At 68.7% G+C, this 25,233-nt stretch carries 24 protein-coding genes and 1 pseudogene; 16 read left to right on the top strand and 9 right to left on the bottom strand.

Features of this window, described 5'->3' with window-relative positions; translation table 11 throughout:
- Positions 1–2: 2 nt before the first annotated feature.
- Both H7K45_RS24015 and H7K45_RS24010 read right to left on the bottom strand, forming a co-directional pair.
- Positions 3–797: a thioesterase family protein gene (locus H7K45_RS24015; protein WP_263998562.1), complete on the bottom strand. Its 795-nt coding sequence runs from the start codon at positions 795–797 to the stop codon at positions 3–5.
- The gene (locus H7K45_RS24010; protein ID WP_263999285.1) at positions 794–1,639 is read right to left on the bottom strand and encodes a RecB family exonuclease; all 846 of its coding nucleotides are present in this window, start codon (positions 1,637–1,639) and stop codon (positions 794–796) included. The genes H7K45_RS24015 and H7K45_RS24010 overlap by 4 nt, the downstream gene beginning before the upstream one ends.
- Before the next feature lie 144 nt (positions 1,640–1,783).
- Here H7K45_RS24010 and H7K45_RS24005 point away from each other — a divergent pair, with 144 nt between their 5' ends.
- Positions 1,784–2,614, top strand: coding sequence for a tRNA (adenine-N1)-methyltransferase (locus H7K45_RS24005; RefSeq protein WP_263998561.1), 831 nt, complete (start codon positions 1,784–1,786; stop codon positions 2,612–2,614).
- Here the strand turns inward: H7K45_RS24005 and lppK are convergent.
- Positions 2,611–3,147, bottom strand: a complete 537-nt coding sequence (gene lppK, locus H7K45_RS24000) for a lipoprotein LppK (protein WP_504928630.1) — start codon at positions 3,145–3,147, stop codon at positions 2,611–2,613. The genes H7K45_RS24005 and lppK overlap by 4 nt on opposite strands.
- A gap of 1 nt (position 3,148) precedes the next feature.
- Complete coding sequence (locus H7K45_RS23995) at positions 3,149–3,655, bottom strand: MTB12 family secreted protein (RefSeq protein ID WP_263998559.1); 507 nt, start codon at positions 3,653–3,655, stop codon at positions 3,149–3,151.
- Positions 3,656–3,800: 145 nt separating this feature from the next.
- Between H7K45_RS23995 and arc the strand changes: the two genes are divergently transcribed.
- Positions 3,801–5,603 (top strand): proteasome ATPase, encoded by a 1,803-nt coding sequence (gene arc / locus H7K45_RS23990; protein ID WP_263998558.1) that lies wholly within the window; start codon positions 3,801–3,803, stop codon positions 5,601–5,603.
- On the opposite strand, the gene H7K45_RS23985 is transcribed toward arc, so the two are convergent.
- Positions 5,600–6,760 carry a hypothetical protein gene (locus H7K45_RS23985; RefSeq protein ID WP_263998557.1) on the bottom strand — a complete coding sequence of 387 codons (1,161 nt, stop codon included), beginning with the start codon at positions 6,758–6,760 and terminating at the stop codon, positions 5,600–5,602. The genes arc and H7K45_RS23985 overlap by 4 nt on opposite strands.
- A 21-nt stretch (positions 6,761–6,781) precedes the next feature.
- Between H7K45_RS23985 and H7K45_RS31570 the strand changes: the two are divergent.
- A pseudogene (locus H7K45_RS31570) lies at positions 6,782–8,166 on the top strand (sensor histidine kinase).
- Here the strand turns inward: H7K45_RS31570 and H7K45_RS23975 are convergent.
- Positions 8,136–8,816 (bottom strand): response regulator transcription factor, encoded by a 681-nt coding sequence (locus tag H7K45_RS23975; protein ID WP_263998555.1) that lies wholly within the window; start codon positions 8,814–8,816, stop codon positions 8,136–8,138. The pseudogene H7K45_RS31570 and the gene H7K45_RS23975 sit on opposite strands and share 31 nt — an antisense overlap.
- A 100-nt stretch (positions 8,817–8,916) precedes the next feature.
- On the opposite strand from H7K45_RS23975, the gene dop reads away from it, so the two are divergent.
- From dop to prcA, 4 genes are all read left to right on the top strand, one after another.
- A complete protein-coding gene (gene dop, locus H7K45_RS23970; protein WP_263998553.1) occupies positions 8,917–10,425 on the top strand; it encodes a depupylase/deamidase Dop in 1,509 nt (502 codons plus the stop codon).
- Positions 10,426–10,496: 71 nt separating this feature from the next.
- Positions 10,497–10,691, top strand: a complete 195-nt coding sequence (locus H7K45_RS23965; protein ID WP_263998552.1) for a ubiquitin-like protein Pup — start codon at positions 10,497–10,499, stop codon at positions 10,689–10,691.
- The gene (prcB, locus tag H7K45_RS23960; protein ID WP_372512630.1) at positions 10,688–11,575 is read left to right on the top strand and encodes a proteasome subunit beta; all 888 of its coding nucleotides are present in this window, start codon (positions 10,688–10,690) and stop codon (positions 11,573–11,575) included. Before H7K45_RS23965 ends, prcB begins: the two co-directional genes overlap by 4 nt.
- A complete protein-coding gene (prcA, locus tag H7K45_RS23955) occupies positions 11,572–12,297 on the top strand; it encodes a proteasome subunit alpha (protein WP_263998550.1) in 726 nt (241 codons plus the stop codon). Before prcB ends, prcA begins: the two co-directional genes overlap by 4 nt.
- On the opposite strand, the gene H7K45_RS23950 is transcribed toward prcA, so the two are convergent.
- Entirely contained in the window at positions 12,294–12,521 is a 228-nt protein-coding gene (locus tag H7K45_RS23950) for an Rv1893 family protein (RefSeq protein ID WP_263998549.1), read from the bottom strand. The two genes, prcA and H7K45_RS23950, sit on opposite strands and share 4 nt — an antisense overlap.
- Positions 12,522–12,619: 98 nt before the next feature.
- Between H7K45_RS23950 and pafA the strand changes: the two genes are divergently transcribed.
- From pafA to H7K45_RS23915, 7 genes are read left to right on the top strand one after another with little or no spacing between them, the layout of a single operon-like run.
- Positions 12,620–13,978, top strand: a complete 1,359-nt coding sequence (gene pafA, locus H7K45_RS23945; RefSeq protein ID WP_263998548.1) for a Pup--protein ligase — start codon at positions 12,620–12,622, stop codon at positions 13,976–13,978.
- 54 nt (positions 13,979–14,032) lie between these two features.
- A complete protein-coding gene (locus H7K45_RS23940; RefSeq protein WP_263998547.1) occupies positions 14,033–15,028 on the top strand; it encodes a helix-turn-helix transcriptional regulator in 996 nt (331 codons plus the stop codon).
- A gap of 1 nt (position 15,029) precedes the next feature.
- The gene (locus H7K45_RS23935; protein ID WP_263998546.1) at positions 15,030–16,013 is read left to right on the top strand and encodes a helix-turn-helix transcriptional regulator; all 984 of its coding nucleotides are present in this window, start codon (positions 15,030–15,032) and stop codon (positions 16,011–16,013) included.
- 30 nt (positions 16,014–16,043) lie between these two features.
- Entirely contained in the window at positions 16,044–16,304 is a 261-nt protein-coding gene (gene tatA, locus H7K45_RS23930; RefSeq protein ID WP_263998545.1) for a Sec-independent protein translocase subunit TatA, read from the top strand.
- 59 nt (positions 16,305–16,363) lie between these two features.
- Positions 16,364–17,314 (top strand): twin-arginine translocase subunit TatC, encoded by a 951-nt coding sequence (tatC, locus tag H7K45_RS23925; protein ID WP_263998544.1) that lies wholly within the window; start codon positions 16,364–16,366, stop codon positions 17,312–17,314.
- Positions 17,298–20,075 (top strand): DEAD/DEAH box helicase, encoded by a 2,778-nt coding sequence (locus H7K45_RS23920; RefSeq protein ID WP_263998542.1) that lies wholly within the window; start codon positions 17,298–17,300, stop codon positions 20,073–20,075. The genes tatC and H7K45_RS23920 overlap by 17 nt, the downstream gene beginning before the upstream one ends.
- Positions 20,076–20,125: 50 nt before the next feature.
- Positions 20,126–20,866: a DUF4333 domain-containing protein gene (locus H7K45_RS23915; RefSeq protein WP_263998541.1), complete on the top strand. Its 741-nt coding sequence runs from the start codon at positions 20,126–20,128 to the stop codon at positions 20,864–20,866.
- Between the two features lie 3 nt (positions 20,867–20,869).
- On the opposite strand, the gene H7K45_RS23910 is transcribed toward H7K45_RS23915, so the two are convergent.
- A complete protein-coding gene (locus H7K45_RS23910) occupies positions 20,870–21,832 on the bottom strand; it encodes a 5'-3' exonuclease (RefSeq protein ID WP_263998540.1) in 963 nt (320 codons plus the stop codon).
- A gap of 33 nt (positions 21,833–21,865) precedes the next feature.
- Here H7K45_RS23910 and H7K45_RS23905 point away from each other — a divergent pair, with 33 nt between their 5' ends.
- Both H7K45_RS23905 and H7K45_RS23900 read left to right on the top strand, forming a co-directional pair.
- The gene (locus tag H7K45_RS23905; RefSeq protein WP_263998539.1) at positions 21,866–22,261 is read left to right on the top strand and encodes a VOC family protein; all 396 of its coding nucleotides are present in this window, start codon (positions 21,866–21,868) and stop codon (positions 22,259–22,261) included.
- A 9-nt stretch (positions 22,262–22,270) separates the two neighbouring features.
- Entirely contained in the window at positions 22,271–23,395 is a 1,125-nt protein-coding gene (locus tag H7K45_RS23900) for a M24 family metallopeptidase (protein WP_263998538.1), read from the top strand.
- On the opposite strand, the gene H7K45_RS23895 is transcribed toward H7K45_RS23900, so the two are convergent.
- Positions 23,392–24,972: an HNH endonuclease signature motif containing protein gene (locus H7K45_RS23895; protein ID WP_263998537.1), complete on the bottom strand. Its 1,581-nt coding sequence runs from the start codon at positions 24,970–24,972 to the stop codon at positions 23,392–23,394. The two genes, H7K45_RS23900 and H7K45_RS23895, sit on opposite strands and share 4 nt — an antisense overlap.
- Positions 24,973–25,233: the final 261 nt, after the last annotated feature.

The following is a 25,233-nucleotide window of genomic DNA, read 5'->3' as shown; positions in this document are numbered from 1 at the left end:
GTCTAGCGCGGCATCACCAGCAGGGTCTGCGCCGAGGTGCCGATGAAGCCGTCGCGGTCGAAGATCTCGGCGGTGGTGACGCCGATGCCGTCGGGTCCGATCGACCCGCGCGCCCGCACCGCGAAGTCCTCCCCGCGCGGCAACCGGTGCAGGTGCACCGCGGTGTCGGTGTTCATGAACGTGTAGCGGGCCGGATCCAGCTGCGCGCCAACGCCGTTGGCGGAGTCGACCACCAGGGCCATCCGCTGCAGGTCGGTGACGGGCTCGTCGTCGACGAGGGGCAGGAGCGAGCGCAGCCAGGCCACCGACGCGCCGCCGTCGCCGACGGTTTGGCGCCGCCAGGTCACCGATTCCAGGTAACCCGGTGCGCCGTCCCACCCGTGCGCGTCGGTCGACTGCTCGCCCTCGGTGAGCGGGGGATGACGGTCGAAGGCGACCGCGGCGGTGTCGCCGACGGCCAGCATCCAGGCCGACAGGGTGGCCACGGCCCGCCAACTGCCGTCCGGGCGTTGGGCAGACATCTCGGCCTGGTGCAACGAGATTCGCGACCCTGGGCGCTGCACCCACGAACGCACGCGCACCGGCGCCACGGGGATGGCGCCGAGAATGTCGAGGAGCAACCGGCCGATCCGCTGCCCGGAGCCCGCGGCCTGATCCTCCAGGAGTCGGGTCATCAGGGCCAGCGGCGGCGAACCGTGCTGGATCGTCGAATCCCAATTGCTCGCCGTGTACTTCGTGCTGTCGAACAGATGGGTGTCGCCGTCGGCGCCGAGTCGTCGGTAATAGCTGTCGGTCATGCCGCCGGCTCCGCGTGGTCGGTCCCCGTCGGCCAACCGGGGTACGGCGGCGGCGTACCACCGAACGTCGGGCAGTGGCGATGATGGGCGCACCAGTCGCACATCCGCGACGGCTTGGGCCGAAAGTCGCCGGTCTCGCCGGCGCTTTGAATGGCCTGCCACATCGCCATCAGCGTCCTCTCGAAGCGCACCAGTTCGTCGAGGTCGGGCGTGTAGTCCAAGACTTGACCGTCGGCGAGGTACAGCAGGCGAAGCCGGGCGGGCAACACCCCGCGCGACCGCAGCAGGGCCACGGCGTAGAACTTCATCTGGAACAAGGCCTTGGCCTCGGCTGCCTCGCGGGTGGCCGAGGGCGCCTTGCCGGTCTTGTAGTCCACCACCCGCAACTCTCCGGTGGGGGCGACGTCGATGCGGTCGACGAAGCCGCGCAGCAGCGTGCCGTCGGACAGCTCGACCTCGACGCGCTGTTCGCAGCTCTCCGGGTCGAACCGCGTCGGGTCCTCCAGGCGGTAGTAACCCGCCACCAGCGCCCTAGCCTCCTCGAGCAACCTGTCTCGCATGGCCGGGTCCACGTCCCCGGTCAGCTCGGGGCGCGCCGCGGCCATCTCCTCCCACGCCGGCTCGACCAGCGTCGTCGCGGTGCCGGGGACTCGGCTGGCCGCGGGCAGTGCGTAGAGCAGCTCCAAGGCGCCGTGTACCACCGTCCCGCGCATCTGGGCGGGTGAGGAGGGCTCCGGCAGGCGGTCGATGGCGCGCAGCCGATACAACAGCGGACACTGCTTGAAATCGCTGGCCCGCGACGGCGACAACGCGGGACGCCGAATCGGGGCCTCCGTGGGCATCGGGGCCGATGACGCCACCGCCTGCTCGCTCACCGTGATCTCCCTCCGCTCCCGTCGTCGCTGCCGTGCCACGGGCAGCCTATGACGCTCGACCGACAACCCCGCCCACCGGCGTCGGCGGGTCTGCTGGCAGGCTCAGCGGCTGTGAAACGCACCGGGCCGTTCGACGTCGGCGACCGTGTCCAGCTGACCGACGCGAAGGGCAAGCACTACACGATGGTGCTCAGCGCGGGCGGCGAGTACCACACCCACCGCGGCGGCATCCCGCACGATTCGGTGATCGGGCAGCCCGAGGGCAGCGTGGTCAAGTCCGCCAACGGCGACTCGTTCCTGGTGCTGCGGCCGCTGCTCATGGACTACGTCCTGTCCATGCCCCGCGGCGCGCAGGTGATCTACCCGAAGGACGCCGCGCAGATCGTGCACGAAGGCGACATCTTTCCTGGCGCGCGTGTCCTGGAGGCCGGTGCCGGCTCGGGCGCGCTGACGTGCTCGCTGCTGCGGGCCGTCGGGCCGCAGGGCACCGTGGTGTCCTACGAGCTTCGCGAGGATCACGCCGAGCACGCCGAACGCAACGTGGTCACGTTCTACGGCGAGCGGCCGGCGAATTGGGACCTGCGGATCGCCGACCTCACCACCTACGACGGGCCTCAGGTCGACAGGGCGGTGCTGGACATGCTGGCGCCGTGGGAGGTGCTCGAGGCCGTTGCGGGCGCTCTGGTGTCCGGCGGTGTGCTGATGGTCTACGTCGCCACGGTGACGCAGTTGTCGCGGATCGTGGAGGCGCTGCGGGAGCAGCTGTGTTGGACCGAGCCGCGAGCGTGGGAGTCACTGCAGCGGGGGTGGGACGTCGTCGGCCTTGCCGTGCGCCCACAGCACTCGATGCGCGGCCATACCGCGTTCCTGGTCAGTGCGCGCAAGTTGGCGCCCGGCACGGTGACGCCCGCGCCGTACCGGCGCAAGCGGCCCGCGGTCTAACCCGGCGGCGGCGCTGGCGGAGGTGGTGGCGGTGGCGTCGCACCGACGAGCGGCAGCAGTTGGTCGGCGGTCCGCTTGCTGAGCTGCCAGGTGTCGCGGACGGGGGCGAACTCCATGGGAAATGTGAAGGGGCGCACCTGCGGATCGGGTGAGCCAATGGTCACCGTGGCGACCACGTGGCCGGGTTCGCCAGCCCACCGAAGGTCGGTCGCGTCCACGGTCAGCGGGGCGAATCCGCTGGCGACGAGGGCCTCGCCGAAGTTCTTCAGCGCGGGCACGTCGTCGGCCGTGGCGTACTGCACCAGGGCGACCTTCTGCTCGGCCGGCACCGTCGGATCGGCCAACCGGTAGAGGACGCCCGTCAATTGATCCGGCGACGGCAACGGCGCGACCGTGGGCAGAGCAGGACGCATGGTTCCGGTCGCGGGAGGCGCGCTCTGCGGCCCAGCCGCCTGAGGCGGGTCGGCGCACCCGCCAAGCCAGAGCGCCGCCACCAAGGTGACGGCGCTCAGGACGGGTGCGCGGCTGGTCAGGTCAGCCCTGCGAGGACAGCAGCGCCAACGCCGACTGCTTGGAGATCTGCCATCCGGTGGGGCTGGGGCCGGCGACGAAGGTCACCGGTTCGGTCTTGGTGGCACCGGTGTTCGCGGTGGCCGTGACGTTCGCTGTGGCGGTCGTGCCGTCCGAGTCGACGTCGGCGACGACGAAACTCAGCGGGAAGTAGCCCTTGGCGGCTGCCTTGCTGTACTCCCGGTCGGCGGCGATGCCCTCGATGCGGCCCAGGCCGCCCTCGATGTACGTGCCCTTGGCGCCGGAGAAGGAGCCACCACCGGCGAGCCCGTTGAGGGTCTGCAGCAGGGGCGCCTGGAGGTCGGGTGCCGGCGCCTGGGGCATCGGGATGCCCAAGACCACGGGCTGTACGACGGCCGTGGACGGTGACGCGCCCGAACCGAGGTTCGATGCAACGGACGTCACACCACCCGCTGCTCCGGCTACGACGGCTGCTGCTGCCATGCCGGTAACGAGGGTTTTCAGGATCACGGCTGTCCTTTCGATCGGCCTAACTCGTCAATGAGGCTAACAGTGTTGCTGGTGTGTCGAATTCCTACACGACGCACAAAGACTGAATCGCCGGTAGCGTTGAAGGTGTTACTGCACCAACTTTCGGTGCGGGGAGGGGCGCAACATGAGTGAGTCACAGCCCATGTCCAGTGGCGAGGCTGCCGAATTGGAAGAGCTGCGCCGCGAAGCCGCCGCGCTTCGCGAGCAGCTCGAACGCTCGGTGGGGTCCGACAGTGGCCTTCGAAGCGCACGAGACGTGCACCAGCTCGAGGCCCGCATCGACTCCTTGGCGGCCCGCAACGCCAAGCTGATGGACACGCTCAAGGAAGCACGTCAGCAGTTGCTGGCGTTGCGCGAAGAGGTGGACAGACTGGGCCAGCCGCCCAGCGGCTACGGCGTCCTGCTCGGCACTCACGAGGACGACACGGTCGACGTGTTCACCTCCGGTCGCAAGATGCGGCTGACGTGCTCGCCGAACATCGAGGTCAAGGATCTCAAGCAGGGCCAGACGGTCCGGCTCAACGAGGCCCTCACGGTCGTCGAGGCCGGCACCTACGAGTCCGTCGGCGAGATCAGCACCCTGCGCGAGATCCTCGGCGACGGCCACCGCGCCCTGGTCGTCGGTCACGCCGACGAGGAGCGCATCGTCTGGCTCGCCGAACCCCTGGTCGCCGCGGAGTTCCTGGTGGAGGACCCGGACGCGGAGCCGTCCGACGACGACTGGAAGCCCCGCAAGCTGCGCCCTGGCGACTCGCTGCTGGTGGACACCAAGGCCGGTTATGCCTTCGAGCGCATCCCCAAGGCCGAGGTCGAGGATCTGGTGCTCGAGGAAGTGCCCGACGTGAGCTACCACGACATCGGTGGTCTGACGCGTCAGATCGAGCAGATCCGCGACGCCGTGGAGTTGCCGTTCCTGCACAAGGACCTCTACCGCGAGTACTCGCTGCGGCCCCCGAAGGGCGTGCTGCTCTACGGGCCGCCCGGGTGCGGCAAGACGCTCATCGCCAAGGCGGTGGCCAACTCGTTGGCCAAGAAGATGGCCGAGGTCCGTGGCGAGGACGCCCGCGAGGCGAAGTCGTACTTCCTCAACATCAAGGGCCCCGAGCTGCTCAACAAGTTCGTCGGCGAGACCGAGCGCCACATCCGCTTGATCTTCCAGCGTGCGAGGGAGAAGGCCTCCGAGGGCACGCCGGTGATCGTGTTCTTCGACGAGATGGACTCGATCTTCCGGACCCGTGGCACCGGCGTCAGCTCCGACGTCGAGACCACCGTGGTGCCGCAGCTCCTCAGCGAGATCGACGGCGTCGAGGGCCTGGAGAACGTCATCGTCATCGGCGCCTCCAACCGCGAGGACATGATCGACCCGGCGATCCTGCGGCCCGGCCGCTTGGACGTCAAGATCAAGATCGAGCGGCCGGACGCCGAGGCGGCCCAGGACATCTTCTCCAAGTACCTGACCGAGGACCTGCCGGTGCACGCCGACGATCTCGCTGAGTTCGGCGGTGACCGCGGTGCGTGCGTGAAGGCGATGATCGAGAAGGTCGTCGAGCGGATGTACGCCGAGGTCGACGAGAACCGCTTCCTCGAGGTCACCTACGCCAACGGTGACAAGGAAGTCATGTACTTCAAGGACTTCAACTCCGGCGCGATGATTCAGAACGTCGTCGACAAGGCCAAGAAGTTCGCGATCAAGTCGGTCCTGGAGACCGGGCAGCACGGTCTGCGCATCCAGCACCTGCTCGACTCGATCGTCGACGAGTTCGCCGAGAACGAGGACCTGCCCAACACCACCAACCCGGACGACTGGGCCAGGATTTCGGGCAAGAAGGGCGAGCGGATCGTGTACATCCGCACGCTGGTCACCGGCAAGAGCTCCAGCGCCAGCAGGGCCATCGACACCGAGTCGAACCTGGGGCAGTACCTCTAGACCCTGGCGTTCACCTGCAGGTAGGCGTCGCGCCCCGCGAGGCTCACCGCGACGTCGGCGATCAGCGGGTCGAAGAAGCGTTGCCGATACAGCGGGTCGACGCTGGTGCTGACGGTGAAGTACAGGCCGGAGAGCACCGCGACGAACAGCGACATGTGCACCGTCGTCTGCGGGATGGGGATGTGGATTCCGAACCACGTTCCCGCGCACGGAGGTTGACCCACTGCGCAGCTCTGCTCGGCCGACCACAGGACGGCGACGTCGTCGGGCACCGCGACGATGCCCAAGGCCAGGAAGAACGCGAACACGCCCGCGGTGAAGAACACCACCTGGATGGCCTGGGACACCACCATGACGGCGGCGACGTTGATCTGCTCGGCGCGTGAGAGCGGGGTGCGGGGAATCCGGTCACCCGCCGGCACCGCCAGCGGGGTCCCGGTCAGCAGGCTGGCTTGGTCGGTCTCCCCGGCGCGGTCCTCCCGCAGCGCGCGTACCTCGTCGCGGATGGTCGTTACCACGAACGCAAGGGCGACGACGGCGAAGAAGCCGATGACCTGCCACAGCCGCTGGCGCGTCATGCGCGCGGCGAGCTGCCAGAGCTCGCCGGTGAAGTAGACCACCACCGTCAGCATCAGCAGGGGCAGGGCACGGCTCATCAGCGTGCCGAGGGCGCCGAGCTGCACCCAGGCGAAGCGGAACGCCCAGGCCGCGATCGACCCGAAGCCGACATAGGTGAGCCAGATCGCGAGCACCGTGATGACGACGAACGCCGGCGCCTCGGCTGCGGCGGCGGGCGACCACCCGCTGACCGTCACCGGCATGACGACCACGAAGATCGCCATGACCACCAGGGCCGCCGTCCGCCGGCCCCTCTCGCCGCGGGTGGTGTCGAGGCGGTGCAGCAGGTACAGCGCGAACGGCGCGGCGAGCAGGACGACGGCAATCACGCCCAGCCGCACGGCATACCCGTAGTCGGGAGAATCGCCGGTCACTTCGGCCAGCAGCATCGTCACCGCCGTGAGCGCCCCCACGCCACTGACCATCGGCGCCGAGCGCTCGATCAGATGCCGCGAGCGCACCCGCCGGGTCAGCACCAGCGGCAGGCCACGATGCAGAAACCACTCGTGGACCTGCTGCATGTCGGGCACGGCAAACATTGTGATGGACTGGTCACCGCTATGGCGAGACGGCGCACTGCGGAGTGGGGCATCTCGGCGCGGTCGGCACTGGTCGCGGCGACGGTCGCTTCGTCGCCCTTGGCATCGCCGGGGCCGGGCTCGCGGCGATTCTCTACCGCACCATGCTCTCGGGCGTCGACACCGCGGCGGCCACCAGGGTCAGCGAGATCTCGACCCAGCTCACCGCCCGCGGCGTCGCCGGCCTGGATCCGATCCTGCTGAGCACCGACCAGCGCATCGTGGCAGTGCAGGTGATCGGCGGGGACGGCGCGGTGCTGCGGCGGTCACCGGCGGCCCCCGCCACGCCGCTTGTCGCGATGAGCGACGTCGGCGACGGGATTCGCATCGGCATGCCCGAGGTGTCCACGCCGTTCGACCGCGTCCGCTTCAGCGCCCAAACGGTCACCGGCCCCGACGGCCGGTACACCGTGGTGGTCGGGGAGGGCACCGCCACGATTGCGTCGACCATCTGGGCGGTCGTCGTCGCGCTGGGCATCGCCGCGCCCGTGGTAATCCTGGTGTCCGGGGTGGCGACCTACGTGCTGGTCCACCGGTCCATGCGATCGGTCGACGACATCCGGTCCAGGGTCGCCGAGATCACCACCTCCGATCTGGCCGAACGGGTTCCGGTGCCCGACAGTCGCGACGAGATCGCGGCCCTTGCGGTGACGATGAACGAGATGCTGGCCCGCATCCAAGCGGGTCACGAGGCGCAGAAGCGCTTCGTCGGCGACGCCTCACACGAACTGAGGAGCCCGCTGACGACCATCATCTCGGCGCTGGAGGTGGTCGTCGCCCACCCCGAGGTGCTCAGCGACGATCAGGCCGGCGACCTGGTCACCACGACGCTGATGCCCGAGGCCCTGCGCATGAAGGTGCTCATCGACGACCTTCTGCTGCTGGCCAGGGCCGACGAGCGGGGGCTGGAGATCGCCCGTGAGGACGTCGACCTCGACGATCTGGTGGCCGAGGAACTCGAGCGGCTACGCCGCGAGACGACGCTGGACGTCCAGGGTGAGCTGGAGCCGGCCCGGTTGACCGGAGATCCCGCCGCGCTGTCGAGGGTTCTGCGCAACCTGCTCGACAACGCCGTACGGCACGCGGCCTCGCGCGTTCGGGTCTCCGTGCGGGGCGGCGCCGACGCGGTCTTGGTCACCGTCGCCGACGACGGGCCTGGCATCCCGCCCGAGGACCGCGAGCGCGTCTTCGACCGCTTCGTCCGGCTGGACTCCGACCGGTCCAGAAGCGCAGGCGGTTCGGGTCTGGGCCTGGCGATCGTGCGGGAGATCGTCGCGGCTCACGGCGGCCAGGTGGAGGTCGGCCAGGGCATCGGCACCGGAACGTCGGTGACGGTTCAGCTGACGCCGTCGGAGGCCAACCGGTAACCCACGCCGCGGACGGTCTCGATGGTCTTGGTGCCGAACGGAATGTCGATCTTGCGCCGCACGTAGCCCACGTACACCTCGACGACGTTGTCGGCGCCCTCGTAGTCGGCGGCCCAGACGTTCTGCAGGATCTGCGCCTTGGTCACCACGGTGTCCTTGTTGCGCATCAGATATTCGAGCAGGCCGTACTCGCGTGGTGTCAGCGAGATCTGCGCGTCGCCTCGGAACACCTCGCGACGCGACGGGTCGAGCGTCAGCATGCCGGCCTCCAGGACGGCGGGACGCTGCGGCGCGGCACGACGCACCAGAGCCCGAAGCCGCGCCACCAGCACGATGAACGAGAACGGCTTGGTGAGGTAGTCGTCGGCACCGAGGTCGAAGGCGTCGGTCTGGTCGTACTCGCCGTCCTTGGCGGTCAGCATCAGCACCGGCGTCCAGATTCCGCGAGAACGCATGTGCCGCAACACTTCGTACCCGTTGAGCCCGGGCAGCATGATGTCGAGGACGACGACGTCGTACTCGCCCTCGGTGGCGCGGGCCAACCCGTCGACGCCGGTGGCCACCGCCACCACGGTGAATCCCTCGGCCCGCAATCCCATCATCAGGGTCGACGCCAGCAGCGCCTCGTCTTCGACGACGAGGACCTTCACGGCGCCACCCGGTGCGTGTCGTCGGGTTCGCGGAGCACGGCATAGTTGACCAACTCGGGTGCCCGCCTGGCAACCAGGGGCCTTCCCCTACGCTGAGCACATGCAACGGATCATCGGTACCGAGGTCGAATACGGCATCTCATCGCCGTCCGATCCGACCGCCAATCCGATCCTCACGTCGACGCAGGCCGTGCTGGCGTATGCGGCAGCCGCGGGCATCCAGCGGGCGAAGCGGACCCGATGGGACTACGAGGTCGAATCTCCGCTGCGCGACGCGCGCGGCTTCGACCTGAGCCGGGCCAGCGGGCCGCCGCCGATCGTGGACGCCGACGAGGTCGGTGCGGCCAACATGATCCTGACCAACGGCGCTCGGCTCTACGTCGACCATGCGCACCCGGAGTACTCCGCCCCCGAGGTGACCGATCCGCTGGACGCCGTCATCTGGGACAAGGCCGGCGAGCGGGTCATGGAGGCGGCCGCGCGGCACGTCGCCAGCGTGCCAGGTGCGGCCAGGCTGCAGCTCTACAAGAACAACGTGGACGGCAAGGGCGCCTCGTACGGCACCCACGAGAACTACCTGATGAGTCGGCAGACCCCGTTCTCCGCCGTCATCGCCGGTCTTACCCCGTTCCTGGTGTCGCGTCAGGTCGTCACCGGCTCGGGCCGCGTCGGCATCGGTCCTGCCGGTGACGAGCCCGGTTTCCAGCTGACCCAGCGCGCCGACTACATCGAGGTGGAGGTCGGCCTCGAGACCACGCTGAAGCGCGGCATCATCAACACCCGCGACGAGCCCCACGCCGATGCCGACAAGTACCGCCGCCTGCACGTCATCATCGGCGACGCGAACCTCGCGGAGACCTCGACCTATCTCAAGGTGGGCACCACCTCGCTGGTGCTCGACCTCATCGAGGAGGGCCCGGCGCACGGCCTGGACCTCTCCGACCTCGCGCTGGCGCGACCCGTGCACGCCGTGCACGTCGTGAGCCGCGATCCGTCGCTCCGGGCCACCGTCGCCCTCACCGACGGTCGCGAATTGACCGCGCTTGCGCTGCAGCGGATCTACCTCGACCGGGTGGCCAAGCTGGTCGACGCCCGCGACCCCGACCCGTCGGCGACGAAGGTGCTCGAGACGTGGGCGACGGTGCTGGACCTGCTCGAGCGCGACCCGATGGAGTGCGCGGAGATCCTCGACTGGCCCGCCAAGCTGCGGCTGCTGGAGGGCTTCCGGCAACGGGAGAACCTGGGCTGGTCGGCCCCGCGGCTGCACCTGGTGGACCTGCAGTACTCCGACGTGCGGCTCGACAAGGGCCTCTACAACCGACTGGTCGCGCGCGGGTCGATGAAGCGCCTCGTCACCGAACAGCAGGTGATCGACGCCGTCGACAACCCGCCCACCGACACCCGGGCGTACTTCCGCGGTGAGTGCCTTCGCCGGTTCGGCGCGGACATCGCGGCGGCCAGCTGGGATTCGGTGATCTTCGACCTCGGCGGGGATTCGCTGGTGCGCATTCCGACCCTGGAGCCGCTACGGGGAAGCAAGGCCCACGTCGGGGCGTTGCTCGATTCGGTGGACAGCGCAGCCGAACTCGTCGAGCAGCTCACGACCTGACGACGGGCAATCCAGACCCCGACCGGTAGTGTGATGGAACTGGCGGGGATTGACACGAGCAGGAGGCAGCGATGGCTCAGGAGCAGACCAAGCGTGGTGGTGGCGGTGGCGACGAGGACGATCCCACCGGCAGCGGCGCGGCTGGCCAGGAGCGTCGCGAGAAGCTCTCCGAGGAGACCGACGATCTGCTCGACGAGATCGACGACGTGCTCGAGGAGAACGCCGAGGACTTCGTGCGTGCGTACGTCCAAAAGGGCGGACAGTGACCTGGCCGCACAACGATCGGCCGTCATCCCTACCCATGAGTCTTGGCACCTCACCGTCGTCGATGTCTGCTGACGGCTCGTCGTTCTTCGAATTGTTGCGCAGGCAGTCCCCGCATCTGCTGCCCGTGAGCCGCCCGGGTGACGTCACGGTTGGCGACGCACTCCCGCACGGCACCACGATCGTGGCGATCAAGTTCCCCGGCGGCGTCCTCATCGCCGGTGACCGCCGGTCGACGCAGGGCAACATCATCGCCGGCCGCGACGTCCAGAAGATTCACGTCACCGACGACTACACCGCGACCGGCATCGCAGGCACCGCCGCCATCGCCGTCGAATTCGCCCGGCTCTACGCCGTGGAACTCGAGCACTACGAGAAGGTCGAGGGCGTCGCCCTGACCTTCGCGGGCAAGGTCAACCGGCTGGCGATCATGGTGCGCGGCAACCTCGGTGCCGCGCTGCAAGGCTTCGTCGCCCTGCCCCTTCTGGTGGGTTACGACCTCGACGATCCGAACCCCGAGGGCGCCGGACGCATCGTGTCCTTCGACGCCGCCGGTGGCTGGAACGTCGAATTGGAGGGTTACCAGTCGGTGGGGTCGGGCTCGATCTTCGCGAAGTCGTCGATCAAGAAGCTCTACTCCCGGGTGACCGACGCCGACTCCGCGTTGGCGGCCGCCGTCGAGGCGCTCTACGACGCGGCCGACGACGATTCGGCGACGGGTGGTCCCGACCTGGCGCGCGGCATCTACCCGACGGCGGTGGTCATCGACGCCGAGGGCGCGGTCGAGGTCACGAAGGAACGTATCGCCGCACTGGCCCGCGAGGTCATCGAAAGACGTTCTCGCGACGAGTCTTTCGGCATCGACGAGGGGACCGTTGAGCTGTGAGCTTTCCGTACTTCATCTCCCCTGAGCAGGCGATGCGCGAGCGGTCCGAGCTCGCACGCAAGGGCATCTCCCGCGGCCGCAGCGTCATCGTGCTGGCCTATTCGGGCGGGGTGCTCTTCGTGGCGGAGAACCCGTCACGATCGCTGCAGAAGGTCTCCGAGCTCTACGACCGGGTCGGGTTCGCCGCGGTCGGCCGGTTCAACGAGTTCGACAACCTGCGCCGCGGTGGCATCCAGTTCGCCGACACCCGGGGTTACGCGTACGACCGCCGCGACGTCACGGGCCGTCAGCTCGCCAACGTGTACGCCCAGACCCTGGGCACCATCTTCACCGAGCAGGCCAAGCCCTACGAGGTCGAGCTGTGCGTGGCCGAGGTGGCGCACTTCGGGGAGGTCAAACACCCTGAGCTGTACCGCATCACCTACGACGGCTCCATCGCCGACGAGCCGCACTTCGTCGTGATGGGCGGCTCCACGGAGCCGATCACCACGGCGTTGAACGACTCGTTCACCGAGAACGCCAGCCTGAGCGAAGCGGTCAAGATCGCCGTGGACGCCTTGAAGTCGGGTATCGCGGCGGCCGCGGGCAACGGCACCGAGTCCCGCACGTTGGGTCCGGCCACGCTGGAGATCGCCATCCTCGACGCCAGCCGCCCGCGGCGTGCGTTCCGCCGCATCACGGGCTCGGCGCTGGAGGCACTGCTCCCGGTGGAGGAGTCCTAGTCGATCTCGTCGAAGTCCTCACCGCGACCGGTGGCGATTTCCTTGATCTTGTCGGCCGCGTGGGTGGCGATGTGCATCGAGCTGGACACGATGCCCTCCACGCCGGCCGACACGTCGCCCTTGAGGATGTGACCGGCGCTGTCGACGATGTCCGCCGACCGTTCGACGGCGTTGGTGGCGATGTCCTTGACCGATTCGATCGCGTCTCGGGGGTTGAAACCCATCAGATCCTCCTCGTGTTTGGCCCTACCGTAGCGTCCCGGGGCGACGCCTAAGCCAATGGTCACCCCGTGTAGTACGCACAACCCGTAAGCTCGACTACGTGCAGCGGCGAATCATGGGCATTGAGACCGAATTCGGTGTGACGTGCACGTTTCACGGTCACCGAAGGTTGTCTCCCGACGAGGTGGCCCGCTACCTGTTCCGGCGCGTGGTGTCCTGGGGGCGTAGCTCCAACGTGTTCCTTCGCAACGGTGCCCGGCTGTACCTCGACGTGGGCAGCCACCCGGAGTACGCGACCGCCGAATGCGACAGCCTCATCCAGCTCGTCACCCACGACCGCGCAGGTGAGCGCGTGTTGGAGGACCTCCTCGTCGACGCCGAACAGCGCCTGGCCGACGAGGGCATCGGGGGCGACATCTACCTCTTCAAGAACAACACCGACTCGGCGGGCAACTCCTACGGCTGCCACGAGAACTACCTGATCGTCCGCGCCGGCGAGTTCTCCCGAATCTCCGACGTCCTGCTTCCGTTCCTGGTCACCCGCCAATTGATCTGTGGCGCGGGCAAAGTGCTGCAGACCCCCAAGGCGGCCACGTTCTGCCTCAGTCAACGTGCCGAGCACATCTGGGAGGGCGTCTCCAGCGCAACCACCCGCAGCAGGCCCATCATCAACACCCGCGACGAGCCGCACGCCGACGCCGAGAAGTATCGCCGCCTGCACGTCATCGTCGGCGACTCCAACATGTGCGAGGCCAGCACGATGCTGAAGGTGGGCACCGCCGCGCTGGTGCTCGAGATGATCGAGGCGGGCGTGCCGTTCCGGGACTTCTCGCTCGACAATCCGATCCGCGCGATCCGCGAGGTCAGCCACGACCTGACCGGTCGACGCCCGGTGCGCCTCGCCGGCGGTCGCCAAGCCAGTGCCCTGGACATCCAGCGGGAGTACTACAGCCGCGCCGTCGAACACCTTCAGACCCGCGAGCCCAACGCCCAGATCGAGCAGGTCGTCGACCTCTGGGGGAGGCAGCTCGACGCCGTGGAGAGCCAGGACTTCGCCAAGGTCGACACCGAGGTCGACTGGGTCATCAAGAAGAAGCTGTTCGAGCGGTATCAGGACCGCTACGACATGGAACTCTCCGACCCCAAGATCGCCCAGCTCGACCTGGCCTACCACGACATCAAGCGCGGTCGTGGGGTGTTCGATCTGCTGCAGCGCAAGGGTCTGGCTGCGCGGATCACCACCGACGAGGACATCGACGCGGCGGTCGACGAACCGCCGCAGACCACCAGGGCCAAGCTGCGCGGGGAGTTCATCAGTGCCGCGCAGGCCGCCGGCCGGGACTTCACCGTCGACTGGGTGCATCTGAAGCTCAACGATCAAGCGCAGCGCACGGTGCTGTGCAAGGACCCGTTCCGCGCAGTCGACGAACGCGTGAAACGACTCATCGCCAGCATGTAGACCCGCGGGCAGCCGGCGACCGGGTGAGGGCCCGGTCGGCATTAAGCTCGCCGGGTGGGGATCTCCAAAGTCGAACGCCTGATGAACCTCGTCATCGCGTTGCTGTCGACCCGTTCGTACATCACGGCCGAGCGCATCCGCGAGACGGTTTCCGGGTACGCCGAGAGCCCCAGCGACGAAGCCTTCTCGCGAATGTTCGAGCGGGACAAGAACGAATTGCGCGACCTCGGCATACCCCTCGAGACGGGCCGGGTGTCGGTATTGGACCCCACCGAGGGGTACCGCATCAACCGGGAGGCCTACGCGCTGGCGCCGGTGGAGTTGACCGCCGACGAGGCCGCCGCCGTCGCCATGGCCACCCAGCTGTGGGAGTCCCCGGAGATGGTGACGGCCACCCAGGGTGCGCTGCTGAAGCTGCGGGCCGCCGGGGTGGACGTCGACGCACCGGAGTCGGCGGTCGCCATCACCACCACCGCGGCGCTACCGGGGTTGCGCGGCTCGGAGGACGTGCTGGGAATTCTGTTGGCGGCGATCGACTCTGGGCAGGCCGTGCAGTTCAAGCATCGGGCCTCGCGCAGCGACCCCTACACCGAACGCACCGTCGAGCCCTGGGGTGTCATCACCTACCGCGGCCGCTGGTATCTGGTGGGCCACGACCGCACCCGGGAGGCCACTCGAACCTTCCGGCTGTCCCGCATCGACGCCGACGTGCGCGCGATCGGACCGCGGCACGCGGTGCGCAGGCCCGACGGCGTCGACCTGCGTCAGATCGTGCGTCAAGCCGTCACCGTCGCCGACGCGCCGGTGAGCGCGGAGGCCCGGGTGTGGGTCGCCGAGGGCCGCGGCACCGCGCTGCGGCGCCAAGCCGTCACCACGACGCCGCGCACGATGGGCGGACGCGCCGGTGACGAGATCGCCGTCGACGTCGGTCGGGAGGATCAGCTGGCCCGTGACGTCGCGAGCTGTGGGGCCGACGCCGTCGTCCTGGAGCCGGCCTCGTTGCGGGAGAACGTGGTGGCGCGGCTGCGGGCGCAGGCGGAGGTGGCGTGACGTGAGTAGCGTCTCCACGCGGCTGGTCCGGCTGCTGAACATGGTTCCGTACTTTCAGGCCAACCCGCGGATCACCCGGGCCGAGGCCGCCGCCGAACTCGGCGTCACCGAAACGCAACTCACGCAGGATCTCGACCAGCTGTGGATGTGCGGACTTCCCGGGTACGGCCCCGGTGACCTGATCGACTTCGAATTCTCCGGCGACACCATCGACGTCACGTTCTCCGCAGGCATGGATCACCCGCTGCGCCTGACCTCGCCCGAGGCAACCGGCATCCTAGTGGCCCTGCGGGCCCTGCTCGAGGTGCCCGGCATCGTCGACCCCGAGGCCGCCCGCAGCGCGATCGCGAAGATCGAATCCGCCGCGGGCACTGCCACCGGGGCGCGGGAGGGTGCCGACGCCGCGGTCGACGAGCCCGCTCCCATCGAGAGTGGGATTGCCGCCGCGGTGCGGGGCGCGGTGCGCGACGGCCGCGCGCTCTCGATCGACTACTACTCGGCCAGCCACGACACGCTGTCGACCCGCGTCGTCGACCCGATCCGGGTGGTGCTGGTCGCCGACCACACCTACCTCGAGGCGTGGTGCCGCACGGCCGACGCGGTGCGACTCTTCCGGTTCGACCGCATCGTCGACGCGCGGGTGCTTGACGAACGGTCCGCCCCGCCGGAGCCCGCGGTGGCCGCCGGCCCGGACACCTCGCTGTTCGACGCCGACCCGTCGCTGCCTGCGGCGACGCTGCTGATCGACCGGTCGGCGGCGTGGATGTTCGACTACTACCCGCTGCGGGTAGTGCACGAGCATGCCGACGGTTCGGTCGAGGCGGCGCTGACCTACGCCTCGGAGGGGTGGATGGTGCGCCTGGTCCTCGGCTTCGGTTCGGCGGTGCGCATACTGGAACCGCGGGCGTTGGCCGACCGGGTCCGGGACTCGGCGGCGGCCGCGCTCGAGGCCTACGAAGCGCTAGGCCGCAACGAGGACGGGTAGACTCGTCCGCAACACTTGGAGGTGTCCAAATTGGGTGGTCTACAACCGTGGCACTGGTTGATCGTCATCGCGGTGTTCGTTCTGCTGTTCGGTGCGAAGAAGCTTCCAGACGCCGCGCGGTCGCTGGGCAAGTCGATGCGAATCTTCAAGTCCGAGATCAAGGAAATGCAGTCCGACGGCAAGGACGACGAGGCGGCGAAGCCCGCAGCGTCGCCGACGCAGATTTCCTCGGAGCGGGTCGAGCCGTCGCCGGCGCCTGCGCCCCACTCCACCGAGCAGCGACCGGCCTGATCGGCTCCTACCCCCGGCGCGCCGCGAGGCAGCGCCAGTAATTGGCGTCCAAATCTCTCGTGCGCACTCCCGAAATCCTCAAGCGGCTCGATCCCCGTCGTCGGCGATCGCAAGCCAATCCCGACGGCACCATGTCGTTGGTCGACCACCTCCACGAGTTGCGCAATCGCGTGCTCATCGCGGTGGCGGCAATCCTCGTGACCACGGTCTTCGGCTTCATCTGGTACACCCACTCGTTCTTCGGGTTGCCCAGCCTCGGTGACTGGCTCCGCGCGCCGTACTGTTCACTGCCGGCGTCCGCCCGCGCCGACATCGCTCCCGACGGGCAATGCCGGTTGCTCGCGACGGCCCCGTTCGACCAGTTCATGCTGCGCTTCAAGGTGGCGCTGACCGCTGGTGTCGTCCTGGCTTGCCCGGTGTGGCTGCAGCAATTGTGGGCGTTCATCACCCCCGGGCTCTACCAAAGGGAACGCCGATTCGCCTCGGTCTTCGTGTGCTTCGGCGCGGCGCTGTTCGTCACCGGCGCGATCCTCGCCTACGTGGTGCTGTCCCAGGCGTTGGCCTTCCTGCTCACCGTCGGCAGCGACGTGCAGATCACCGCGCTCAACGGCGACCAGTACTTCGGCTTCCTGATCAACCTGCTGCTGGTGTTCGGCATCAGCTTCGAATTCCCGCTGCTGATCGTGATGCTCAATCTCGTCGGCATGCTGCCGTACGAGAAGTTGAGGTCGTGGCGGCGCGGTCTGATCTTCGGGTTGTTCGTCTTCGCCGCGTTCGCCACACCTGGCTCGGACCCCTTCTCGATGCTCGCCCTGGCGCTCGCGCTGTCCCTGCTGCTCGAGTTCGCGATCCAGATCGCGCGCTTCAACGACAAGCGCAAGGCGCGCCGGGCGGCGCAGGAGGAGATACCCGACGACGAGGCGGCTCCGATCGGCGCGGCTGAGTCGATCGAGGCGCCCAGTGCGGTGCCGACCCCGTCGCGGCTGGGCATCGATGACCAAGCCACCTGACACACCGCAGCTCGACGACTTCGCCGCGGGATTGCCATTCAGCCTCGACCCGTTCCAGATCCGCGCCTGCCAGGCGCTGGAGAACGGCCACGGTGTCCTGGTCTGCGCCCCCACCGGCGCGGGCAAGACCGTGGTGGGGGAGTTCGCGGTGCACCTCGCCCTGGCCGCGGGCCGAAAGTGCTTCTACACCACGCCGATCAAGGCGCTGAGCAACCAGAAGCACAACGACCTGGTGCAGCGCTACGGCGCCGAGCGCATCGGACTGCTGACCGGTGACCAGAACCTCAACGGCGACGCCCCGATCGTCGTCATGACCACCGAAGTGCTTCGCAACATGCTCTACGCGAACTCCGATGCGTTGCAGGGTCTCTCGCACGTCGTCATGGACGAGGTGCACTTCCTGGCCGACCGCATGCGCGGTGCCGTGTGGGAGGAGGTCATCCTGCACCTCTCCGAGGACGTGCGGCTGGTCAGCCTGTCGGCGACGGTGAGCAACGCCGAGGAGTTCGGCGGCTGGATTCAGACGGTGCGCGGTGACACCACGGTCGTGGTCGACGAGCACCGGCCCGTTCCGCTGTGGCAGCACATGATGGTCGGCAAGCGGTTGTTCGACCTGTTCGAGGGCGCGGAGGTGACCGGCGACCGCAGCCTCGTCGACCCCGAGCTCATCCGTCACATCTCGCACCGGCGGGAGGCCGACCGGCTCTCGGACTGGCAGCCGCGTGGCAGGCAGGGCCGCGGGCGCGACGGTCATCGGCACTCCGGTGGTGGTCGGCCCACCATCTACCGCCCGCCGTCACGACCCGACGTCATCGGGGTCCTCGACCACGAGGGTCTGTTGCCGGCGATCACGTTCGTGTTCTCCCGAGCCGGCTGCGACGCGGCGGTCAAGCAGTGCCTTCGGTCCTCCCTGCGTCTCACCGACGACGCCGAGCGCGCCCGCATCGCCGAGGTGATCGACCGACGCTGCGCCGAGCTCGACGACGCCGACCTGGTGGTCCTCGGGTACTACGAGTGGCGGGAGGGGTTGCTCCGTGGCATCGCCGCACATCACGCGGGATTGCTGCCGGTGTTCCGCCACACCGTGGAGGAGTTGTTCACCGCCGGCTTGGTCAAGGCCGTGTTCGCCACGGAGACACTGGCTCTGGGCATCAACATGCCCGCGCGGACCGTCGTGCTGGAACGGCTGGTCAAGTTCAACGGCGAGCAGCACGCCCCGCTCACACCGGGGGAGTACACCCAGCTGACGGGACGGGCCGGTCGCCGCGGCATCGACGTCGAAGGTCATGCGGTGGTGCTCTGGCATCCCGACGTCGAACCCGCCGACGTCGCCGGGCTGGCGTCGACCCGAACGTTCCCCCTGCGCAGTTCCTTCGCCCCCTCGTACAACATGACGATCAACCTGACCAACCACATGGGCCCCAAGCAGGCCCATCGACTGTTGGAGCGGTCGTTCGCGCAGTATCAGGCGGACCGCTCCGTCGTCGGTCTGGTCCGCGGGGTGACCCGCGGGGAGAAGATGATGGACGAGATCGCCGCACGATTCGGCGGTCGCGACGCCCCGATCCTCGCCTACGCACGGCTGCGCGCCACCATCGCCGACCGCGAACGCGCGCAGTCGCGGGCCTCGCGGGTGCAGCGCAGGCAGGCGGCCAACGACGCGCTGGCGGCGTTGCGTCGCGGTGACATCATCACCATCGGACAGGGCCGCCGCGGTGGGCTGGCGGTCGTCCTCGAGCCGGCCGGCGATCGCGACGACCCCCGGCCGCTGGTTCTCACCGAAGACCGCTGGGCGGGCCGCATCTCGTCGACCGACTTCTCGGGATCCTCGCTACGGGTGGGGTCGATGACACTGCCCAAGCGCGTCGAGCATCGCCAACCCCGGGTGCGTCGTGACGTCGCCTCGGCGTTGCGTTCGGCCGCCGCCGCACTGCCCGTGCCCGCCGGGCGGCCCAAACGTGGTCAGCCGGGCCAGGATCGGGAACACGACGTCGATCCCGAGCTCGCCGGCCTGCGTGAGCAGCTGAAGGCCCATCCCGCCCACCACCTCGCCGACCGTGACGAACGGGTCCGGGAGGCCGAGCGGTTCCTGCGCATCGAGCGCGACAACGCCGACATCCAGAAGAAGGTCAACGCGGCGACCAACTCGCTGGCCCGCACGTTCGACCGAATCGTGTTGTTGCTCATCGGCCGTGGCTACATCGAGCGGACGTCCAACGGGGATCTGAAGGTCACCGACGACGGGCGGCTGCTCTCGCGCATCTACAGCGAGAGCGATCTGCTGGTCGCGGAGTGTCTGCGCAGTGGCACCTGGGACGGACTCGACCCCGCCGACTTGGCGGGGGTGGTGTCAGCGGTGTTGTTCGAGTCCCGTGGCGACACTCCGGGTGCGTCAGCGGTTGTCGAGGGCGCGACGCCCGGTATGCGGAGGGCGCTGGCGCAGACTCGCCGGTCGTGGTCGGAGATTCGCGCAGAGGAACAGCAGCATCGTCTGCCGGCGAGTCGTGAACCGGACTCAGGTTTCGTGGCCGCCGTCCACCGCTGGGCGACCACGGGTGATCTGTCGGCGTCCTTGGCGGCATCCGACGCCTCGGGCAGTGGATCGCCTTTGTCGGCAGGCGATTTCGTGCGGTGGTGCCGCCAGGTGCTCGATCTGCTCGACCAGGTGCGAAATGCCGCTCCCACACCGGCGTCGAGGACGTCGGCGAAACGCGCGATCGAGGCCATTCGGCGCGGCGTCGTGGCCGTCGACGCGGGGTAGTGTGTGGCAGGCGTTTCGATGTCGACGGTAGACGGAACCAAGGAGAGACGATGAGTGGACCCCAGGGATCCGATCCCACCCACCCGTGGGCGGGTCAGCAGCCGGCCGATCCTGCGTGGCAGCCACAGGCCCCCGAACAGCCGCAACCGGAACAGTCGCCCTGGGGTCAGCCGCCTCCGGCCTACGGCCAGCAGCCGCCGGCGTACGGCGGGCAGCCGCAGTACCAGCAGCCCACCTATGGTCAACCGCAGTACCAGCAGCCCGACCAGTACGGCCAGCAGCCGACCGCGTACGGCCCGTCGTCGTACCCGCAGCCGCCGCAGTACGGGCAGCCGCCGCAATACGGAGAGCAGCCGCAGTACGGTCAGCCCCCGCAGTACGGCCAGCCGCAATACGGCCAGTACGACCCGAATCAGCAGTTCTCGCCCTACTCGTCGACCGACGCGGGATCCAAGAAGTCCAAGGGTCTCGTCCTCGGCGTGGTGGGTGCCCTGGTGGCCGTCGTCATCGTGGTCGTCGGAATCCTCGGATTCTGGAAGCCGGGCTTCTTCATGACCACCAACCTCGACGTGAAGGCCGCTCAGTCGGGTGTGCAACAGATCCTCAGCGACTCGACCAACGGCTACGGCGCCAAGAACGTCCAGGACGTCAGCTGCAACAACGGCGCCAACCCGAAGGTCGTCAAGGGCGGGACGTTCGACTGCGAGGTCAGCATCGACGGTACGAAGCGCCAGGTCACGGTGACGTTCCAGGACGACAGCGGAACCTACGAGGTCGGCAGACCGCGCTAGCGCCTACCGCGACGGCAGGCCGTCGAGCGCCTTTTGAAGGCGGCCGACCGACGAGGTGACGCCGTATTCGCCCGCGAGTTCGGCGACGCGGCGCGGGTCTCGCGCAGTCAGCGGCAGCACGTCCGACTCGGTCGACAAGGTGACCTCCGCGTCGGTGGCCACCCGGACCACCTTCTCCGCCGCCGCGACGTAGTCCGTGGCAGCCGAGAGCTTCTTGCGTTGCGCGGCAGGCATCTTCGACGACGGGTCGCCGGCCGCGGCCATGATCTCCTCCAGTGAGCCGTACTGCGCGAGAAGAGTCGACGCCGTCTTGTCGCCGATGCCCGCGACACCGGGCAGGCCGTCGGACGGGTCACCGCGCAGCAGGGCCAGTTCGGCGTAGGCGGCGCCGGCCCGCGCCAGCGGCACCCCGTAGTGGTCGGACACCTCACCGGGGCCGAAGAGCGTCGCCTTGGCCAGTCCGCGGCCGATGTAGAGCACTCTGACCTGGACGGGTTCGTCGGCGACGAGTTGCAGGAGGTCGCGGTCCCCGCTGACCACGACGACGGGGTCGACGCGCTCCCGGGCGGCCAGCGTGCCGAGGACGTCGTCGGCTTCGAATCCCGGTGCGCCGGCGGTGGCGATGCCGAACGCGTCGAGCATGGCCATGATCATGTCGACCTGGGGCGTGAGCTCGTCGGGTACCTCTTCGACGTCTGGTTCACCGGCGGCGCGTTCCTCCTCCACCCGGTGCGCCTTGTACGACGGAATGAGGTCGACTCGCCACTGTGGCCGCCAGTCGAGGTCCAGGCACACCACCAGCCGTCCGGGACGGTGGTTGGCGACCACCGTGGCGACGGCGTCGAGGAAGCCGCGCAGCGCGTTGACGGGGCGTCCGTCGGGGGCGGTGATCGAGGACGGAACCCCGAAGAAGGACCGGAACCACATGCTGGCGCCGTCGAGGAGAAGGACGGGTGGAGTCGGCACCGATTGACAGTAGCGTGCGGTATTGATGGAGCCATGGGCTTGTCCGTGGACCGCATCGATCACGTCGTCGTCAACACCACCGACGTCGACCGCACCGTGGACTGGTACGTCCGCGTGCTCGGCATGACGCGCGAGGACTTTGGCGAGGGCCGAATAGCGTTGCGGTTCGGCTCGCAGAAGCTCAACGTCCGCCCGACGGGCGCGCCGAACTGGGAGACCGGGGCCCTCGACGCTCCCGGCGCGTTGGATTTGTGCTTCGTGGTCGACGCCGAGGCCGCCGCGGTCGGGGAGCATCTGCGCGCGTGCGGCGTGGAGGTGACGCAGGGACCGGTGACGAAGACCGGCGCGCTGGGGTCGATGACGTCGCACTACTGCCGTGACCCGGACGGCAACCTGATCGAGGTCGCCACGTATCGGCGCGCCGATTAACCTCGACGCATGGACACCGGCAGATTCGGCACGGACGTGTACGGGGAACGCTTGCGGGCGGCGACGGCTGCGACCGCCGACGCAGGCTTGGCCGGGCTGGTCGTCACGCCCGGCTACGACCTGCGCTACCTGGTCGGATCGCGGGCACAGACCTTCGAGCGGCTGACGTCATTGGTGCTGCCAGTCGACGGTGAGCCGACGGTGGTGGTTCCTCGTATGGAGCTGGCGGCGCTGAAGGATTCCGCGGTGATGGAACTGGGCCTGCGCGTTCGGGATTGGGTGGACGGTGAGGATCCGTACGCCATGGTCGCCGAGGTGTTCGGCGGGGGTCCGGTCGCCACGGCGGTGACCGACGCAATGCCTGCGCTGCATCTGCTGCCGCTGGCCGAGGTGTTGGGCACGGTGCCGGTGCTGGCGACCGCGGTGCTGCGGCGGCTGCGGATGATCAAGGATGCGGCGGAGGTCGACGCGCTACGCAAGGCGGGGGCGGCGATCGACCGCGTGCACGCGCGGGTGCCCGAGTTCCTGGTGCCGGGGCGCAGCGAGGCCGACGTCGCGGCCGACATCGCCGAAGCCATTGTCGCCGAGGGGCATTCGGACGTGGCCTTCATCATCGTCGGGTCGGGACCCAACGGCGCCGATCCGCATCACGAGTGCTCCGACCGCGTGCTGCAGGCAGGCGACGTGGTGGTCGTGGACATCGGCGGACCGTATGAGCCCGGCTACAATTCGGATTCGACGCGGACCTACAGCATCGGCCAGCCAGCCGACGACGTGGCCGGTCGGTACGCGGTTCTGCAGCGGGCCCAGCAGGCGGCGGTGGCCGTGGTTCGCCCGGGCGTCACCGCGGAACAGATCGACGCCGCGGCGCGTGACGTCCTCGCCGCCGAGGGCCTGGCGGACGCCTTCGTGCACCGCACCGGGCACGGCATCGGGCTGTCGGTGCACGAGGAGCCCTACATCGTCGCTGGCAACGATCTGCCGCTGGAAGAGGGCATGGCCTTCAGCATCGAGCCCGGCATCTACTTTCCCGGCTCGTGGGGTGCCCGAATCGAGGACATCGTGATCGTCACCAGTGACGGTGCGCTGTCCGTCAACGATCAGCCCCGCGATCTCGTGGTCGTTCCCGTCTAATCCATTGGCGGCGCCTCTCGTTCGAGCCGGATGCGGTCGGCGCGGTCTTGGGCGCGGGTGTTCTTGCGCCGCGGCATGGTGAGGCCTGCGGTGTGGCTCGCTGGGACGTCGCGCACCCTCACCGTGGCGGTGGGTCTGGACAGTTCGGGGAACAGCAGGCGACTGGCCGGCGTGGTGACGTACTCCAGTCCGTCCGGTGCGGTCCAGATGACGGTGCCGTCGTCGAGTTGCCTGTCGCGCCAACCGTTCTCGCCACCCCAGAAGGTCTTGAGCAGGTGGTGTCGACGGCAGACGCACTTGAGGTTGGACGCTGCAGTCGGTCCGTGTGGCCACGGAATCGTATGGTCCACGTCGCAATTGGTCGCAGGTACGCGGCAGCCAGGGAAGCGGCATGTCATGTCGCGGCAGCGGATGAAGTCAGCCAGCTTCTTCGACGGTCGGTATCGGTTCTCTGGTGGGGCCTGTCCTGGGTGCACGATTGAGGTGATGGTCGCACCGATGGCGGCCCGGCACGCGATCGCACCAGGGAGGAATTGGCCGCCCATCAATGCCGCGGGCCGCAGCTTGGCCAGCCGTCCGGGGGTTGGGGTCATCAACTCGGTAAGGGTGAGGTCACGCAGGGGCTTGTCGAAGAGGCGTGGCTCTACCCCGTCGATAGCGGCGCACTCGTCGGCCGCGATGGATTCGCCGGTTTCCACGAGGGTGTCCGGTGGCGGTGCGGGCGTCTCGGGCCTCGGCGCGGGCGGCTCGGAGTCGGACGTCTCTGTCGGCTCAGCCAGCGTCTCGTCACTGGCGATCACGTACACCACCACGCCGGTGGCGGGCGGGTTCTGGGCGGCCGCGCAGTCGTCGTTGCCGCACAGGCACGCCATGCGGTCGGTTCCGACGGCGCCGATGGCGTCGGCGCGGAGTTGGTCGGCGGTTCGGGGGTCGCCCGGGCAGACGGTGGCGGCCAGGTTCTTGAGCCGGGTCTGGAACGCCTTGGCGTCGTGGGCGAACAGGGTGGCCAAGATGGTGGCCATCCCGCTGCCGTCCTCCTCGATCCTGACGTCGACGGAGCGACCCCGTGCCTTGGTCTCGTCCCGTCGGAGGGCCTGCGGGTCGACCTGGTGGACGAAGAAGTCGATGGCCTTTTCCGTCTTGTCCACCGACCGCGGCTCCCAGTCCGCGAACGCCTCGGCCAGCAGGGCATCCAGCCTCCGCAGGGCATCCGGATCGACGACCAGGGCACCGCGGTGCACCACGGTCTTCACCAACGCATAGGTGATGAGGCCTTGGGCGAACACCGCGGCAACCTTGGGGAACCGCTCGTGCAGCGCGACGGAAGTCAACAGTTGGTGGAACGCCGCCCCGGGGGTGATGTTCTGTGCGGCGCCGATGTGGGCGGCGACGGCGTCGAAGTTGTCCAGGCACCATTGGTCTCGATCGGCCGACCCGGACTGGGCGTAGACGTGCTCGAGCATGGCGGCCATCGCCGCGACCTTGCGGGCACAGGCGGCGGATTCCGTCCGCGTCCAGGCCGAGACCGCTCCAGCACCGCTGGTGCCGGCCGTCGCGTTGACGAGGTCGTCGAACATGAGTCCAGTCTAGGCCGGGGGTCTGACGAAAACTGTTCTCCGACAAGCATTCTGTGGATGAATGCCGCACTGTGGACAACCCCGCCCAAACTCCCAGAAGTGTCAGAGGCTAGTGGTAGGCGCTGCGCAGCTGTCGCCTGGCGCAGCGATTAACCGGGTTCGCTGCCCAGATCCGCGATGCTGCACGCGGACCACTCCACTACCGTCGCGCGCTCAGCCCGGGAGACCGTCCTCGCTGTGAATGAGGGTGAGGGTGCCAGT

The organism is Mycobacterium yunnanensis (assembly GCF_025823185.1).
Lineage (GTDB): Bacteria > Actinomycetota > Actinomycetes > Mycobacteriales > Mycobacteriaceae > Mycobacterium > Mycobacterium yunnanensis.
The sequence above is the reverse complement of the archived record's forward strand: the minus strand, read 5'-3'. Positions and strand labels throughout refer to the sequence as shown.

Excerpts from the sequence above, each read along its gene's own strand:
- H7K45_RS23905 (WP_263998539.1), top strand. The coding sequence starts at position 21,866 with ATGGGCTTGTCCGTGGACCGCATCGATCACGTCGTCGTCAACACCACC.
- H7K45_RS24015 (WP_263998562.1), bottom strand. The coding sequence starts at position 797 with ATGACCGACAGCTATTACCGACGACTCGGCGCCGACGGCGACACCCAT.
- H7K45_RS23920 (WP_263998542.1), top strand. The coding sequence starts at position 17,298 with ATGACCAAGCCACCTGACACACCGCAGCTCGACGACTTCGCCGCGGGA.
- H7K45_RS24010 (WP_263999285.1), bottom strand. The coding sequence starts at position 1,639 with ATGCCCACGGAGGCCCCGATTCGGCGTCCCGCGTTGTCGCCGTCGCGG.
- dop (WP_263998553.1), top strand. The coding sequence starts at position 8,917 with ATGCAACGGATCATCGGTACCGAGGTCGAATACGGCATCTCATCGCCG.
- H7K45_RS23915 (WP_263998541.1), top strand. The coding sequence starts at position 20,126 with ATGAGTGGACCCCAGGGATCCGATCCCACCCACCCGTGGGCGGGTCAG.
- H7K45_RS23985 (WP_263998557.1), bottom strand. The coding sequence starts at position 6,760 with ATGTTTGCCGTGCCCGACATGCAGCAGGTCCACGAGTGGTTTCTGCAT.
- H7K45_RS23900 (WP_263998538.1), top strand. The coding sequence starts at position 22,271 with ATGGACACCGGCAGATTCGGCACGGACGTGTACGGGGAACGCTTGCGG.
- arc (WP_263998558.1), top strand. The coding sequence starts at position 3,801 with ATGAGTGAGTCACAGCCCATGTCCAGTGGCGAGGCTGCCGAATTGGAA.
- H7K45_RS23950 (WP_263998549.1), bottom strand. The coding sequence starts at position 12,521 with ATGGGTTTCAACCCCCGAGACGCGATCGAATCGGTCAAGGACATCGCC.
- H7K45_RS23965 (WP_263998552.1), top strand. The coding sequence starts at position 10,497 with ATGGCTCAGGAGCAGACCAAGCGTGGTGGTGGCGGTGGCGACGAGGAC.
- H7K45_RS23895 (WP_263998537.1), bottom strand. The coding sequence starts at position 24,972 with ATGTTCGACGACCTCGTCAACGCGACGGCCGGCACCAGCGGTGCTGGA.